This window comes from Thiohalocapsa sp. ML1 (assembly GCF_001469165.1).
Taxonomy (GTDB): Bacteria; Pseudomonadota; Gammaproteobacteria; order Chromatiales; family Chromatiaceae; genus Thiohalocapsa.
In genome coordinates, this window is record NZ_JABX01000015.1 from 69,725 (window position 1) to 83,586 (window position 13,862).

Genomic DNA, 13,862 nt, shown 5'->3' on the forward strand with positions numbered 1-13,862 from the left:
CACCTGTTGCGCCGAGGCCAACGCCCATCGGCATTTTGGCCGACTTTGCGTCCGCGATTGGGCCATAATCCGCCCCATTGCAAGTGCAATTATCCGGCGTTCGCCATGACCCCGCTGAAGCTCGGCATCCCCAAAGGCAGTCTTGAGGAAGCCACCATCGCCCTCTTCGCCCAAGCCGGCTGGCGCATTACGCCGCACGCGCGCAACTACTATCCGGACATCGACGACCCGACCATCCGGTGTGCCCTGGTTCGGGCGCAGGAGATGGCCCGTTACGTCGCTCGCGGCACGCTGGACTTGGGCCTGACTGGGCTAGATTGGATACTGGAGACCGAGGCCGATGTCGCCGAGGTCTGCACGCTGACCTACTCCAAGGCCTCCAACCGCCCGAGCCGCTGGGTGCTGGTGGTGCCGGAGCACTCGCCCATTGAGCGCGTGGAGGACCTCGCCGGCTGCAAGATCGCCACCGAGCTGGTCGGCTTCACCCGCCGCTACCTCGCCGAGCGCGGCATCGAGGCCGAGGTGGAGTTCTCCTGGGGCGCCACCGAGGCCAAGGCCGTCGAGGGGCTCGTGGACGCCGTGGTGGAGATCACCGAAACCGGCAGCACCATCCGCGCCCATGGGCTTCGCATCGTCGCCGACCTGCTCATCACCGACACCCGCCTCATCGCCAATCACACGGCCATGGCCGACCCGGCGCGGCGCACGCGCATCGAGCAGATCGCGCTGATGCTGAAGGCGGCGCTGGCCGCGCGCCAGAAGGTCGCGCTCAAGTGCAACGTGCCCGCGGACAAGCTCGACGCCGTCGTCGCGCTGCTGCCGAGCCTGCACGCACCCACCGTGAGCCACCTGTACGACAAGCACTGGCTGGCGCTGGAGACCATCGTCGACGCAACTGCCGTGCGGGACCTGATTCCAAGCCTCTGCGCCGCCGGCGCCGAGGGCATCTTGGAATACGAGCTCCGCAAGATGGTTTGACGTGGTCGGCAGCATGACCGCGCGGATGCGCAACGCCCTGCAAAGCCTCACCGACGGCATCCGCGGCGCTGTTCCGCGCCTGTCCCTGCGGCGCAGCCGGACCGAGCTGGACGCGGTCGAGCACGCCGGCTTCCCGCAGCGCCCGTCGCTCTTGGACGTCTTCACGCTGCGGCCCTACGGGCGGAGCATGCTGACGCCGGCGGCGGCCGTCTGGCTCGGCTCCGCCTGGATCGTGATCATGCTCATGGCCAGCATCGAGGGCTTCGTTTGGGGCGCCGTCGGCGCGTCCCTGGTGCCGTCCGCGGCGCCCTGGCTGCGCGCGCCGGTGGCCGTGTTCATGTTCCTCTTGCTGTTCGCGATCGTCTGGATCGTGGACGCATCGCTGATCATGTCCGAGCGCCCAACCCTCGCCCACCGCCGCCGCCACGCCATGGACGACGGCGGGGCCGGCCCGGTACTGCGCTGGTATTTCGGCATTCTCGTGCGCATCGCCATCGTCGGCATCTCGCTGTACGTGACCGCGCCCTTCATCGAGAAGCTCATCCGCGCCGACGACATCGCCGCCTGGCACCAGCAGCAGGTGGAGCACTACTTCGAGCAGCGCGATGCGACGCTGCGCGAGCAGGTGCGCGCCGGCGCCGCGCAGCGCGACGCCGGGCTCGCCGGACGCGTGCAGGCGCTGGAGCAGGACATCGCGCGGCTGGAGTCGAGCCTCGCCGCCGAGCGCGAGCGGCGCGAGCGCATCGAGGCGGAATCGCAGCCGCAGATCGACGTGCTGACCCGGGATCTGGCCGATGCCAGACAGCGCCTGGGCGACGAGCTGCTCGGCCGTGAGGGCCGGCCGGAGGGGTTCGGCCCCGAAGCGCGCAAATGGGACGCCCGCGCCAACGAGCTGGAGACGCAGCTCGGCGAGATCCAGGCGCAGCGCGACGCCCGCGTCGCCGGCATCGAGGCGACCATCGCCGAGCTTCAGCAGCGCCTCGCCGAGCGCGGCGACACGCTGCAGTCCGTGCGCATGGAGCAGACGGCGATGCTCGACGACATCACCCGCCAGATCCGCGCCGAGCAGCCGCCGGCGCTGCCGCCCAAGCTCACCTTCGCCGCGCAGTCCAAGGGCCTCGCGGCGCTGCGCACCAGCCCGACCGAGGCCGGTGTGCCGCACTTCGAGACGGTCGAAGGCTTCGCGCAGGCCGCGCTCGGCATCCTGTTCTTCGCGCTGCTCGCGCTCAAGCTGTTCGAGCCCTCGTCGGTGCATGCGTACTACAGCGAGACGGTACAACTCCAGTACCGCAAGTACCTCGCGGGCGGGCTCGCCGACATCCCCGGCTTCGACGGCTGGGAGGACCCGGTGCGGCGACTGTCGCCCGTGGCCTTCGCGCGGCTCTGGGAGCGCTGGGAACGCGACCCGGAGGGCTACGCCGCGCGCTACCAGGCCGTACACGCCGCAGAGGCGAGGCTTCGGCACCTTGTCGCCGACACCCGCTACGAGGCGGAGCTGCTGGAGCGTCGCCGCGACGACATCGGCGCCCGCCTGCAGCTCGAGCGCCGCCGCCAGGAGGCGGAGCTGGCCGCGCGCGAGCAGGAGCTGGCGGTGCAGGCGCGCGAGACCGAGCGGCGCTTGAGCGCGGAGACCGACGCGGAGCTCGAACGCATTGCCCTAGCCCGCGCCGAGGCCGAGGCGGCCCACGCCACGGCGCTCGCGGCGCTGGAGCAGCGCCTCGATGCGGAGCGCAAGCGCGTGGACGCGGAGCTGGCCGAGCGGCGCGCCGCCTGGGAGCGGGAGCGCGTCGCCGCCGAGGCCGAGCTGGACCGGCGCCGGCGCGAATTCGAGCTGGTGGAGCAGCGCGCGCGCGATCAGTCCCGCCGCAAGCAGGCCGCGCTGGACGACCGCCGACGGCTCAAGGAGCGCGACCTCGCGCAGCGCGCCACCTCCGAGCAAGCCGACCGCGAAGCCCGCCAGCGCGAGGTGCGCATCCGCGAGACCCGCACGCTGCTGGAGCAGGAGCGCGCCGCCGGCGAGCGGCTGCGGGCGCAGATCGCGGAGGTGCAGGCCCGCCGCAGCGAGCGCAACGACCGCGCCGCGGCGCTCGGTGCCGAGCTCGATCAAATCGGGCTCCGCGAGCAGGAGCTGAAGGCCCGAGAAGGCGCGCTGCGGGTGCTGCTGAAGGATCATGCCGCGGCCCGGGGCGGCGGCTTCGGGTTCCGCAGCGACCCCGCGGCCCAGCGCCGCCGCGACACGGAACGCCAACTGAAACTGCTGCTGCGCGAGGCCGAGCAACTGCGCGCACGCCGCGAGCAACTGACGGCGGAGCGTGCCGGCGCAAGACAGGCCGTGGGCGACCTTGGTCGCGCCGTGCACAGCCTGGAGGAGGAGGCCGCGGCGACCGCGGCGCGCGTGGAGCAGCATCGCGGCACGTTGGACCGGTTGCTGCTGGCACGGTAGGAGCCAGGGGCTAGGAGGCTAGGGGCTAGGGGCTAGGGGCTAGGTCACATCAGCTTCACAACCATCTCGTGCTTGAGGCCGAGCACCTGGCAGGCCAGGTCCAGCGCCTGTTCGCTGAAATGGTCCAGGTCTCCCCAATGGTCGGCGGTGTCCACGACATCGGTCAGCGCCGCGGAGACGACGCGCAGGTCGTAGGCGCCGCTCGCCGCGCGCTCCGGCGCCGCCCTCTGGGCACAGATGTAGAGCGTGGGCTCGCGGCTGCCCATGGGCACCAGGGCGAGAATCCAGCGATACGGCTGCGGGTCATCGCTGTCGATGTCACCGAGCACGGTGGCGCTATAGTCGCTGATCTCGTAGCGGCGCTTCGGCAGCGCGGTCTTGATGGCGGGGCGTTGTTCCATACTGACGGTGTCTCCGCTGTTTGCGTGGATTGCGTAGATTGCGTAGATCAGCGCCGGAGATGGGTCGTGCGGCCGCCCGGCTCAAATCGTCGTCGGCAGCCGGACGGGCCGGATCAGTGATGCCGGCCGGCCCGAGCCCTGCCCCGCAAGAACGAGAGTGAATCTGAGGAGATGAGCCCCATGGCGCATTGGCTGATGAAATCGGAGCCCGATGTCTTCGGCATCGACCATCTCGCCGCTCGCCCGAACCGGACCGAGCCCTGGGACGGCGTGCGCAACTACCAGGCGCGCAACATGATGCGCGACGAGATGAAGGTCGGCGACAGCGTGCTCTTCTACCACTCCAACACCGCTGAGCCCGGCATCGTCGGCATCGCCGAGGTCGCCCGCGAAGGCTACCCGGACCACACCGCCTTCGACCCCGACGCCAAGTACCACGACCCGAAAAGCGACCCGGAGCACCCGCGCTGGTTCATGGTGGACCTGCGCTATGTCCGCCATCTTAAGCGCACCATCACGCTCACCGAGCTGAAGGCACTCGCCGAGCAGCACCCCGACGGCCCCCTCGCGGGTTTCCCGCTCGTGCGCCGCGGCAACCGGCTGTCCGTGATGCCGGTGACGGACGCGCAGTGGGAGTTGATTCTAGGGTTGGAGTGAGGCGGACGAACACCATCCAGCAAGCGACGGCGGGGTGACCCGGCATCGATCCGCAGCGACCAACCGCCGCTGATCGGCCCTATAATGTCTGCACGGTACGACGATAAGAAAGGTTCCACCGGCCTGGTAGCGACTAGGTGTATGCTGCGCTGCTGTTCGCAAAGCCTGCCGTTAACCCTGCTAGGCTTGCCAACATTCTGAGGAAGTGTAAAAGCCGCAGGCCGTCTGTATGTGACCAAGTGGGTGCAAACAGGCAGCAGAGAAGTCGTCGAGCAGACCCGCCGACGAGGTCGATTCAAAATGCCAATAACCAAAAGCGTTCGCATCGCCGCCGTCGATACCGCAAAGTGGTTGCTGCTGACAAGCACAATAGGGCTGGCGCCACTTGTCTTACACGCAGTCGTATCTCTTTTCGTACATGATATCTATTTTGCGTTCGGATCGGTAATGGAAGGCGGCGCGTTAATGTCCTTCTGCTTAGCGCTCGTTTCCGCGATCTTCTTCGACGCTCATTTCCAACGTAAGCATAATCAAAACCTCGACCTTGAGTTGTTTGACGATTTGATATTCAAATTGTTCCCTTGGATCATCGTTTTCATGGTCACTGTTTCCACCGTGCTTTTGCTGGTACTTGGCGAGGAAGAGATAGACCGCGATGCCTTGATCAACACGCAAATTGCCGCAGTAGCCATGTCTTACCTCTACACCGGCTATTACAAGTACGTTTCTTTCCTTGCGGGGTTGAGCCGTGATGTATGAAATTATTCTGTTCACTTTCGTAGGACTGTCCTTTGCCGTATTCGGTTTTCTCGCCCACGAGAAAACGAAGCATTTATTGTCTCGCCAAGCCATTGATAAGCAGGATACTCCAGACGAATGGGAGCTTCTTGAACACATCCTGAAGCGCGATGCGTCTGACTTCGATCTTGACGAGATCCCAACCTACACCAAGGAAAATTCTAACATTCTCGTAGGCAACTTCAAGAAATGAGGCCTCACCAGATGTCAGATTCACCGTATCGAGACCTAAGGAGCAGAATCATGGCTGCCCTAGGAGAAGCCGAGAGGGACGCGGACAGCGATTCCCACGCTAAGCGCATCAGTGCTGACGTTGCGAGAGCACTGCTAAAGCAAAGGGCGGCAAGAGAAGACATCACCGAAGAAGAGCGCAAGGAGCTTCTGCTAAAACGTTATGCGGCCTTTAACGATCGGACAGAGTTTGCGCCGGGGGACTTGGTCAGATGGAAACCTGGCCTTCGGAATAAAGGCGGGATTACGTATTCAGGCCATGCAGTTGTGGTTGAAATGCTACCCGAGCCGATCTTTGACGGCACCAGAGACGCTGGCAGTTCATACTTCCGAGAGCCTCTCGACATGATAATTGCATTCCTTGATCCTGATAACGATTTCATCACCCTGCACGTCGATAGTCGACGCTTTGAAATGGCAAGTACGTAAAGCCGCCCTGAAAAAGCTCCGAGACGCCACAAGTGCTCAACGGCCGCCAGCCGCTCCTCGGGCGGGCCGTCGACCCAGCGGGCCGTCGAGGGGAAACGAGTCGCTCGATCATTGCGGGATCTTCGGCCCAGGTTCGCCATGGGTCATTTCGGCGCCTCGGGGGTACAACAAGCACAAACTCAAGCCGCACAAGGATCACAGCCGCGGGCGCTGCCGGCTCGGATCCGGCAGTCCCGGTGCCGGCCGAAAGCCGGCACCGGAAGGATCACCGCAAGGGTCAGAGGTACGGATCGAGCATGCCGCGCAGGTCCACCCGTGCCCGCAGCCGGCGGCAGAGCATGAACATGCCGGCGAACTTGCGCTGCAGAAAAATCGTGATGGGCTCGGGCAGGTGGTTGAAGGCCTCGTCCATGAACATGTCGCGGCCCTTGACGTAGATGCGCTCAAACAGATCCGATGTGCCGAAGTCGTAGAGTCCGGGGCGTAGCACCTCGGACGACAGCCGGATCATCTCCAGCAGCACCCGCACGGTGGCGGCGTCGACGTCCGGCGCCATGTAGCCGAGCGCAATGCAGGCGTCCTTGAGCCCCGCGTCGTCCTCGGCCAGCGCGGCCAGCGCGAGCGCGCGGTACTGCTCGCTGATCTCGCGCGGCACCGGCAGCGCGGCGCCGAAGTCGAGCAGCATGATGCGCCCGCTCGCGGCGTCGTACAGATAGTTGCCGAAGTTCGGGTCGGTCTGCGCGAGGCCGAAGTCGAACAGCTCCCGCAGCATCAGCCGCACCAAAAGGCCAGCCGCGCGGTCGCGCTCGGCACGGCTGTAGTCGCTTTCGGCCAGGTGGTCGATGGACACGCCGTCCGCGAAGTCCATGGCCAGGATGCGGTCGGTGCTGAGGTCTTCGTGCACGGCGGGCACGAAAAAGTCCGGGTCGTTGCCCACCAGCGCGCGGTAGCGCATCAGCGACGCGGCCTCGGCCTTGTAGTCCGCCTCTTGGTGGAGCTGTGCGCGGGCCTCCTCCAGCAGCGGACCCACGTCCATGCCCTTGGGCGCGAAGCCCAAGTTGCGGGCAAAAAAGCCCAGGTTGTCGATGTCGCTGTCGATGCTCTCGCGCACGCCCGGGAACTGGATCTTGAGCGCGAGCCGGCGGCCATCCTTCGTCTCCGCACGGTGCACCTGACCGATGCTGGCGGCAGCGACGGGCTTGAACTCGAAGCGGCTAAAGCGCTTGTTCCAGTCGCGACCCCATTCGCGTTCCAGGAGCTTCGTGAGCTGGCTCATGGGCATGGGCTCGGCGCGGTCGCGCAGTTGCGCCATGATCGCAGCCGCCTCCGGCGTGAACACGTCGGTGCCGTCCATGGACATGAGCTGGCCCATCTTCATGACGGCCCCGCGCATGCGCGCGAGGCGGTCCGTGAAGCGCTGCGTGGCGCCCGGGCTCAACTGGATGCGGGCCACCTCGCCGGTGCGACGGCTGCGGGCCAGCTCCAGCATGCCGCGCACGCCGACACCCGCGGCGAGATCCGTGGTGGCGCGGCCGAGGTGCCACAGCCGGCTCAGCCGTCGGCTCGGCACGCTGCGGCCGTCGCGGGTCATATCAGCAGTCATCGTCTAACTCCTGTCGAGGTCTAGGACCCAGACTGTATAAGGTGTGCTCTGAAGTGCTGGCGAAAAGCTGGACAGCAAGCGTACTTGCCGGCGGCCGAGTTGGCATTGATGATGCGCGTCGGCGACGCCGTTCATCGCCGCGCCGCGATCCGCCCCGACCTGAGCCCGAAACAGCATGCAGCAGCTCCCCGCCCCGCCCGAGCACCGCGCGCGCAAGCGCTTCGGGCAGAACTTTCTGCACGACCCGGGCACCATCCGCCGCATTGTCGCGGCGGTGGCGCCGACGCCGGGGCAGCACCTAGTGGAGATCGGCCCCGGCCGCGGCGCGCTGACGGCGGGGCTCTTGGAGGCCGCCGGGGAGTTGGATGTCATCGAGCTGGACCGAGACCTGGCAGGCCCCCTCGCGGAGCGGCTGGGGCCACTCGGGCACTTGCGTGTGCACCAGGCCGATGCGTTGAGGTTCGATCTGTGCGCGCTGCTACCGGCCGCGGCTGCCGCCGCCGGCGCGCGGCTGCGCCTCGTCGGCAATCTGCCTTACAACATCTCGACACCGCTCCTGTTCCGTTTTCTGGATCAGGCGGATTGCATCCATGACCTGCACCTGATGCTGCAGAAGGAGGTCGTCGACCGCCTTGCCGCCGCGCCCGGACAGAAGATCTACGGTCGGCTGTCGGTGATGGTGCAGAGCCGTTGCGCGGTTCGGCGCGTGCTGAGCGTCGGCCCCGGCGCCTTCACGCCGGCACCGAAGGTGGACTCCGCCGTCGTGCATCTGGTTCCGCTGCGCCCGCCGCCCATCCCCATCGCCGACCCTGCGCTGCACGCGCGCATCGTCGCCGCCGCCTTCTCGCAACGGCGCAAGCGCATCACGAACAGCCTGCGCGGGCTCGCCGACGCGGCGCTGCTCGAAGGGCTGGGGCTGGACCCCGGCGCCCGCGCCGAGGCGCTCTCGGTGGCGGATTTCGCGCGCGTGGCCAATGCCGCCGCAGCGCACGCAAACGGGGCGGCCCCCGGTTGCATTCCCTCCCCTAATCCCTGAGATTGTCGGGGCCATGCGCGTGCTCGGCCGGCTACCGAGCAGGCGCCCGCGCGCCCGGCAGCCGGACGCAAACCGCGGCGAAGCCGCCTCTGCGCACCATCGCAACCCGACCTCCCCGCCATGAACGACATCCCCGCCCACGACGACATCGACCCCGAGGACGACGCCCCCGAGACCATGGAAGACGATATGGAAGACGATATGGAAGACGACATCGAGAACGCCTTCGCGCAGGAGCCCATCCAGCTCGCGCGCGCCGCCGACGTACTGCCGACGCTGATCCCGGTGTTGCCGGTGGCCTCCCGGCCGTTCTTCCCGGGTCAGGCCGTGCCGCTCCTGATGGATGCCAAGCCATGGCGCAGCACGCTGATGCAGGTGGGCGAGACCGAGCACAAGATCCTGGGCGTGGTGCTGACCCGCAGCGAGACCTCCGAGGAGGCCACCGCGGACGACTTTCACCGCGTCGGCACCGCCTGCCGCGTGCATCGCGTCGCCGAGGACGAGGGCAAGCTCCAGGTGTTGGTGGAGTGCCTGCAGCGCTTCCGCATCGAGCGCTTCGTCGGCCGCAAGGCGCCCTTCAGCGTCCGCGCGGACTACATGCCGGAGCCGCGCCCGGAGCCCGAGGGCGATGTGAAGGCCTACGCGATGGCCATCATCAACACCATCAAGGAGCTGTTGCCGCTGAACCCGCTCTATGTCGAGGAGCTGAAGATGTTCCTCGACCGCTTCGGCCCCGACGACCCGTCGCACCTCGCGGACTTCGCGGCCAGCCTGACCACCTCCACCAAGGACCAACTGCAAGAGGTGCTGGAGGCGGTGCCGCTCATGAAGCGCATGGAAAAGGTGCTGGTGCTGCTGAACAACGAGCTGGAGCTCGCCCGCGCGCAGCAGAAGATCCGCGCCACCGTCGAGGAGCGGATGCACAAACAGCAGCGCGAGTTCTTTTTGAAGGAACAGCTCAAGGCCATCCAGAAGGAGCTCGGCATCGCCAAGGACGACCGCACCGCCGAGGCGGACAAATTCAAGCAGCGCCTCGATAAGCTCAAGCTCACCGAGGAGGCGCAGAAGCGCGTCGATGAGGAGCTGGAGAAGATGTCCGTCCTCGAGACGGGCTCACCCGAATACGCCGTCACGCGCAATTATCTCGACTGGATCACGCTCCTGCCGTGGGGCGTGGACAGCAAGGACAAGCTCGACCTGAAGCGCGCGCGCCGTGTGCTGGACCGCGATCACTACGGCCTCGACGACGTCAAGAACCGCATTCTGGAGTTCCTCGCCGTTGGCATCCACAAGGGCGAGATCGCGGGCTCCATCATCCTGCTGGTGGGCCCACCCGGCGTCGGCAAGACCTCCATCGGCCACAGCATCGCCGACACCCTCGGCCGGCGCTTCTACCGCTTCTCAGTGGGCGGCATCCGCGATGAGGCCGAGATCAAGGGTCATCGGCGCACCTACATCGGCGCCATGCCCGGCAAGTTCATTCAGGCGGTCAAGGACGCCGGCACCCGCAACCCGGTCATCATGCTGGACGAGATCGACAAGATCGGCGCCAGCTACCACGGCGACCCGGCCTCGGCACTGCTGGAGGTACTGGACCCGGAGCAGAACCGGGACTTTCTGGACCATTACCTCGATCTGCGCTTCGACCTCTCCAAGGTGCTCTTCGTCTGCACCGCCAACCAGACCGACAGCATCCCGGGGCCGCTGTTGGACCGCATGGAGGTCATCCAGCTCTCCGGCTACATCGCCGATGAGAAGCTGGCGATTGCGAAGAAATACCTGCTGCCGCGGCAGCTCGAGCGCGCCGGGCTAAACAAGGCCGCCGTCAAGGTCGGCACCAAGACCCTGCGCGCGCTCATCGAGGGCTATGCCCGGGACGCCGGCGTGCGCCGGCTCGAAAAGCAGCTCGGCAAGATCGTGCGCAAGGTGGCCGTGCGCATGCTGGAGGGCGAGGCGACGCCCATCGACGTGACCGAGGCAGAGCTCAAAGACTATCTCGGCAGCCCCGTGTTCCGCGACGAGCGCAAGCTCGGCGGCCCGGGCGTCGTCACCGGACTCGCGTGGACCGCCATGGGCGGCGCCACGCTCAGCATCGAGGCCGTGCGCACCCATGAATACGGCCGCGGCTTCAAGCTCACTGGGCAGCTCGGCGACGTCATGAAGGAGTCCGCCGAGATCGCCTACGGCTACATCGTAAGCCACGCCCGCGCGTTCGGCGCCGATCCCGCCTTCTTCGAGAACGGCTACGTGCACCTGCACGTGCCGGCCGGCGCGACGCCCAAGGACGGCCCGTCCGCCGGCATCACCATGGCCTCGGCGCTGTTGTCACTGGCGCGCCAGAAGCCGGTGCGGCGCATTGCGATGACAGGCGAGCTGACGCTGACCGGCGAGGTCTTCCCCATCGGCGGCGTGCGCGAGAAGCTCATCGCCGCCCGGCGCGCCGGCATCAAGGAGATCATCCTGCCCGCCGACAATGAGGGCGAATACGACGAGGTGCCGGAGCACATCAAGAAGGGGCTCGACGTGCACTTCGTGAACCGCTTTGCGGACGTGGCGCCGTTGTTGTTCGCGACGCGCACGCCATAGGCATTCCGACCAAGACCCATTGCAGCATCGTGGTCGCCCCCGCGTCGTTCGGACTCAGGCAGCGTCGATAGACCCAACCAAGCCATCGAGAACCCCGATCTGCTGTCGGAACGCATTCAGCTCGCGCTTCAGATCGCGGGTATCGGCGGTTTGATTCCGCGTCCGATAGATACGTTCCGCGCCCGAGAACATTTCGTACTTCTCGCCTGCACCCTGGACGGCATTCCGAACCGCGACGGCGTTTGCCTCACCGCGCCTGCGAGCCGACTCGAGCTCGGCTTGCGTCGCCTGGCCCCCGCGAAACCGTTGCTCAAGGGCAGCGATCGTATGCCGATCTTGGGCAATCACCTCGCGTGCGCTTGCAATCAGGGACTCGGCTGCACGGTTGGAGCCCCTCACGTCGGCGACCATCGCCTCCAATTGATCCTCTGCCGTTGCAAACGCGCTTTGCTTCCGGGCGACATAGGCGCCTGCCAAGCTCCCGCTGGCGCCACCGGCCGTTCCTGCGGCAACTGCGCCGCGAATGCCGCCGACCAACCAGCCGCCCAAGACCGAGCCCGCGGTTGCGCCCGTCAAGGCGCCTTCCCAGACGGTGCGCTGAAAGGCCTCGCTCTGCTGGCGCAAGCGGCGCTCCGCTGGCGTGAGCGTCTGCTCATCAGCCGTGATATCCGTCCGCGTACCCTGGTTCCGCGCGGCCTCCGGCCGGTCCGCAGTGCCCTCGAATGCAGTCGGCGTTTGAGCGCAGCCAATCATTCCTAACAGGACAATGGCGATTGCGGACAGGGAATCGCGTACAGGCTTCAACATGTCGGCGCAGCGATGAGCTTGCTCCTGTTGTGCGGCGCTCCGCGGCAAGGATCGGCTGCTGTGCCGCTCAATCGGCGAAGCAACATGTCACTATGGACTGATTGGGGGTTGCGTGGCGGGTACTCCGGGCCTGCGATCCGGGCCGTCGTTCGACACCGCCCATGCGAGCCCACCCGCTGCGGCCAGCCCAAGCCCGACCAGGCCAACCGCATTCGCGCTGGCTCCACCGAACAAGGCTCCGACTCCCGCCAAAGCGCGTTCATCCGCCTGGCTTACCGCGACGGTTGCAATCGCATCGGCATCTTGCAGACTGCCCGCTTCGCGTGCAGCCTGAGTGAGCATGTCGGAGCCGGTCTCCGCCGGCTTGCAAGGGTTATCGGCCGTCAATGTGACAGCATCATCGCTGGCCAGATCAAGCGTGCAACCCTGTCCCATTGCGAGGGTCGCGCTGCTGCCCTCCAACACGAACAGACGATCCCGCTCGACCACCACCATTCCGATCTGTGCCGGCACAAAACTATGCCCTGAATTGACGAGGACAACACCTTTGACGCTGATGACCCGACCGAGCAGTTCGGCATCAACGGGTGCGACGCCAAGCCCGCACGTCAATGCAAGGCCAGCCGCAATACTGACGCAAGATTTCGAGTCGTGCATTCGCACTCCGTGATTGGATCAGAGCATAGGTCGCTTGTTGAATAGAAGCGGCTCGAGCATGACGAGCGCATATCCATGTCCAGCCGCAGCGCCGGCCTTGATCGTCGTCCCGACCAGCGCCGAGGACTTGCGTAGCCAAGGCTTCCAGCCCTGATGGCGTCAGGCCAGCATGGCCCCCCAACGCAATCGGCCGCTGCCGTGGTCAGAGGTCAGAGGTCAGAGTTGTGATCACGGCCGCAGCGCCGATGGGCCGGTTGATCGCTACCCGACTGCTTGCCGCGCTGATGGGTGCCGCATGGCCATACCCGTGCGGGGCGGTGCCAATAACTGCCTGGCCAACGCCTGGACCCTCTTGCCGGGGAAAGTCTCAACCTTGAACGTCGGTGTTGCCACCGTCTAAGCATGGGCATTGAGATAGTGAAAACACTGATCTTCGCGCGTGTCGTCCTTTAGTCGCACCGCTGACGGGTTCGAGGCAAGGGCATGCGGGTTCTCGCATCTCCATTTGATGCGTGCACGAAAAAGCCGCCCGGAGGCGGCTTCTCGGCGCGGCGCCCGGGCGGGCGTCGCCGGACGGCGAAGCGGCCGTTACTTCACCGTCACCTCACCGCTGATGACGTTGCGGAAGCGCGCGACGACGCCGTCGCCGACCTTGAGCTCGTCGAGCAGCGCCTTGTCTTCCACCGGGAAGACGCGGGTGGTCTCGGCACCCTTGATGGTGACCGTGCCGGCCGCCTTGTCGACGCCGACCACCTTGCCGTAGAGCGTCAGGGTGTCGGTGATGCTGCCGGCGGGCTTCTCGCCCGGGGCGGCGTCCACGGCGGTGTCGCCCTCGGCGCCCATGGCGCCGGCGTCGCGGCCGGTCTGGAGCTCGATCAGCGCCGTGGTGGTCTCGGTGATGCTGACCATGTCGCCGATCTTGATCTGATCGAGCCGCTCCACCTCCGGCGGCACGTGCAGCACCTTGTACTCGCCCTCGGCGGTCTTGAGAGTCATCAGGCGGGTGTCGGTGTTCACCACCATGACCTCCCCCTCGATCGTGGTCTCCATCGCCTCCGCGACAACGGGCTGGCTCTGAAGGTCCACCTCCGCGACGACGGGCGCGGCGAGCAGGGCCGCAACGGCGGCGGCGACAATGTGCTTGTAAGACATGGTCTCGACTCCTCAATTCTGGTGGTCACGCGAAGCTGCGTGGCGGCGGCAGCGTACCTGCACGGCCCCGTGGACGCAACCGGG

At 66.5% G+C, this 13,862-nt stretch carries 13 protein-coding genes; 8 read left to right on the top strand and 5 right to left on the bottom strand.

Going from position 1 to position 13,862, the window contains the following annotated elements; translation table 11 throughout:
* Positions 1–105 precede the first annotated feature (105 nt).
* Entirely contained in the window at positions 106–978 is an 873-nt protein-coding gene (gene hisG / locus ML01_RS11555; RefSeq protein WP_058555550.1) for an ATP phosphoribosyltransferase, read from the top strand.
* Positions 979–991: 13 nt separating this feature from the next.
* Complete coding sequence (locus ML01_RS11560; RefSeq protein ID WP_156427676.1) at positions 992–3,421, top strand: hypothetical protein; 2,430 nt, start codon at positions 992–994, stop codon at positions 3,419–3,421.
* 44 nt (positions 3,422–3,465) lie between these two features.
* On the opposite strand, the gene ML01_RS11565 is transcribed toward ML01_RS11560, so the two are convergent.
* Positions 3,466–3,822 (bottom strand): hypothetical protein, encoded by a 357-nt coding sequence (locus tag ML01_RS11565; protein ID WP_058555552.1) that lies wholly within the window; start codon positions 3,820–3,822, stop codon positions 3,466–3,468.
* Positions 3,823–4,002: 180 nt separating this feature from the next.
* Between ML01_RS11565 and ML01_RS11570 the strand changes: the two genes are divergently transcribed.
* From ML01_RS11570 to ML01_RS28675, 4 genes are all read left to right on the top strand, one after another.
* Positions 4,003–4,479 (top strand): EVE domain-containing protein, encoded by a 477-nt coding sequence (locus ML01_RS11570; protein ID WP_058555553.1) that lies wholly within the window; start codon positions 4,003–4,005, stop codon positions 4,477–4,479.
* Between the two features lie 300 nt (positions 4,480–4,779).
* On the top strand, positions 4,780–5,238 hold the full coding sequence (locus ML01_RS11575; RefSeq protein WP_156427677.1) for a hypothetical protein: 459 nt from the start codon (positions 4,780–4,782) through the stop codon (positions 5,236–5,238).
* A complete protein-coding gene (locus ML01_RS11580) occupies positions 5,231–5,470 on the top strand; it encodes a hypothetical protein (RefSeq protein ID WP_058555555.1) in 240 nt (79 codons plus the stop codon). The genes ML01_RS11575 and ML01_RS11580 overlap by 8 nt, the downstream gene beginning before the upstream one ends.
* 50 nt (positions 5,471–5,520) lie before the next feature.
* Entirely contained in the window at positions 5,521–5,937 is a 417-nt protein-coding gene (locus ML01_RS28675) for a hypothetical protein (protein WP_156427678.1), read from the top strand.
* A 277-nt stretch (positions 5,938–6,214) separates the two neighbouring features.
* Here ML01_RS28675 and ML01_RS11585 read toward each other — a convergent pair whose 3' ends face one another.
* Positions 6,215–7,540: an AarF/ABC1/UbiB kinase family protein gene (locus tag ML01_RS11585; protein WP_058555556.1), complete on the bottom strand. Its 1,326-nt coding sequence runs from the start codon at positions 7,538–7,540 to the stop codon at positions 6,215–6,217.
* Between the two features lie 175 nt (positions 7,541–7,715).
* Here ML01_RS11585 and rsmA point away from each other — a divergent pair, with 175 nt between their 5' ends.
* Both rsmA and lon read left to right on the top strand, forming a co-directional pair.
* The gene (gene rsmA, locus ML01_RS11590; RefSeq protein ID WP_058555557.1) at positions 7,716–8,576 is read left to right on the top strand and encodes a 16S rRNA (adenine(1518)-N(6)/adenine(1519)-N(6))-dimethyltransferase RsmA; all 861 of its coding nucleotides are present in this window, start codon (positions 7,716–7,718) and stop codon (positions 8,574–8,576) included.
* Between the two features lie 201 nt (positions 8,577–8,777).
* Positions 8,778–11,162, top strand: coding sequence for an endopeptidase La (gene lon, locus ML01_RS11595; RefSeq protein ID WP_254045228.1), 2,385 nt, complete (start codon positions 8,778–8,780; stop codon positions 11,160–11,162).
* A gap of 54 nt (positions 11,163–11,216) precedes the next feature.
* On the opposite strand, the gene ML01_RS11600 is transcribed toward lon, so the two are convergent.
* The 3 genes from ML01_RS11600 to ML01_RS11605 all read right to left on the bottom strand — a co-directional run bounded on the left by ML01_RS11600 (position 11,217) and on the right by ML01_RS11605 (position 13,778).
* Positions 11,217–11,969, bottom strand: coding sequence for a hypothetical protein (locus ML01_RS11600; RefSeq protein ID WP_058555558.1), 753 nt, complete (start codon positions 11,967–11,969; stop codon positions 11,217–11,219).
* A 90-nt stretch (positions 11,970–12,059) separates the two neighbouring features.
* Positions 12,060–12,626, bottom strand: a complete 567-nt coding sequence (locus ML01_RS28680; protein ID WP_156427679.1) for a hypothetical protein — start codon at positions 12,624–12,626, stop codon at positions 12,060–12,062.
* Between the two features lie 588 nt (positions 12,627–13,214).
* Positions 13,215–13,778 carry a copper-binding protein gene (locus ML01_RS11605; RefSeq protein WP_058555559.1) on the bottom strand — a complete coding sequence of 188 codons (564 nt, stop codon included), beginning with the start codon at positions 13,776–13,778 and terminating at the stop codon, positions 13,215–13,217.
* Positions 13,779–13,862: the final 84 nt, after the last annotated feature.

What these genes read in the sequence shown, in the direction of transcription:
- hisG (WP_058555550.1), top strand. Translation starts at nt 106, where the DNA reads ATGACCCCGCTGAAGCTCGGCATCCCCAAAGGCAGTCTTGAGGAAGCC.
- ML01_RS11560 (WP_156427676.1), top strand. Translation starts at nt 992, where the DNA reads ATGACCGCGCGGATGCGCAACGCCCTGCAAAGCCTCACCGACGGCATC.
- ML01_RS11565 (WP_058555552.1), bottom strand. Translation starts at nt 3,822, where the DNA reads ATGGAACAACGCCCCGCCATCAAGACCGCGCTGCCGAAGCGCCGCTAC.
- ML01_RS11570 (WP_058555553.1), top strand. Translation starts at nt 4,003, where the DNA reads ATGGCGCATTGGCTGATGAAATCGGAGCCCGATGTCTTCGGCATCGAC.
- ML01_RS11575 (WP_156427677.1), top strand. Translation starts at nt 4,780, where the DNA reads ATGCCAATAACCAAAAGCGTTCGCATCGCCGCCGTCGATACCGCAAAG.
- ML01_RS11580 (WP_058555555.1), top strand. Translation starts at nt 5,231, where the DNA reads ATGTATGAAATTATTCTGTTCACTTTCGTAGGACTGTCCTTTGCCGTA.
- ML01_RS28675 (WP_156427678.1), top strand. Translation starts at nt 5,521, where the DNA reads ATGGCTGCCCTAGGAGAAGCCGAGAGGGACGCGGACAGCGATTCCCAC.
- ML01_RS11585 (WP_058555556.1), bottom strand. Translation starts at nt 7,540, where the DNA reads ATGACTGCTGATATGACCCGCGACGGCCGCAGCGTGCCGAGCCGACGG.
- rsmA (WP_058555557.1), top strand. Translation starts at nt 7,716, where the DNA reads ATGCAGCAGCTCCCCGCCCCGCCCGAGCACCGCGCGCGCAAGCGCTTC.
- lon (WP_254045228.1), top strand. Translation starts at nt 8,778, where the DNA reads ATGGAAGACGACATCGAGAACGCCTTCGCGCAGGAGCCCATCCAGCTC.
- ML01_RS11600 (WP_058555558.1), bottom strand. Translation starts at nt 11,969, where the DNA reads ATGTTGAAGCCTGTACGCGATTCCCTGTCCGCAATCGCCATTGTCCTG.
- ML01_RS28680 (WP_156427679.1), bottom strand. Translation starts at nt 12,626, where the DNA reads ATGCACGACTCGAAATCTTGCGTCAGTATTGCGGCTGGCCTTGCATTG.
- ML01_RS11605 (WP_058555559.1), bottom strand. Translation starts at nt 13,778, where the DNA reads ATGTCTTACAAGCACATTGTCGCCGCCGCCGTTGCGGCCCTGCTCGCC.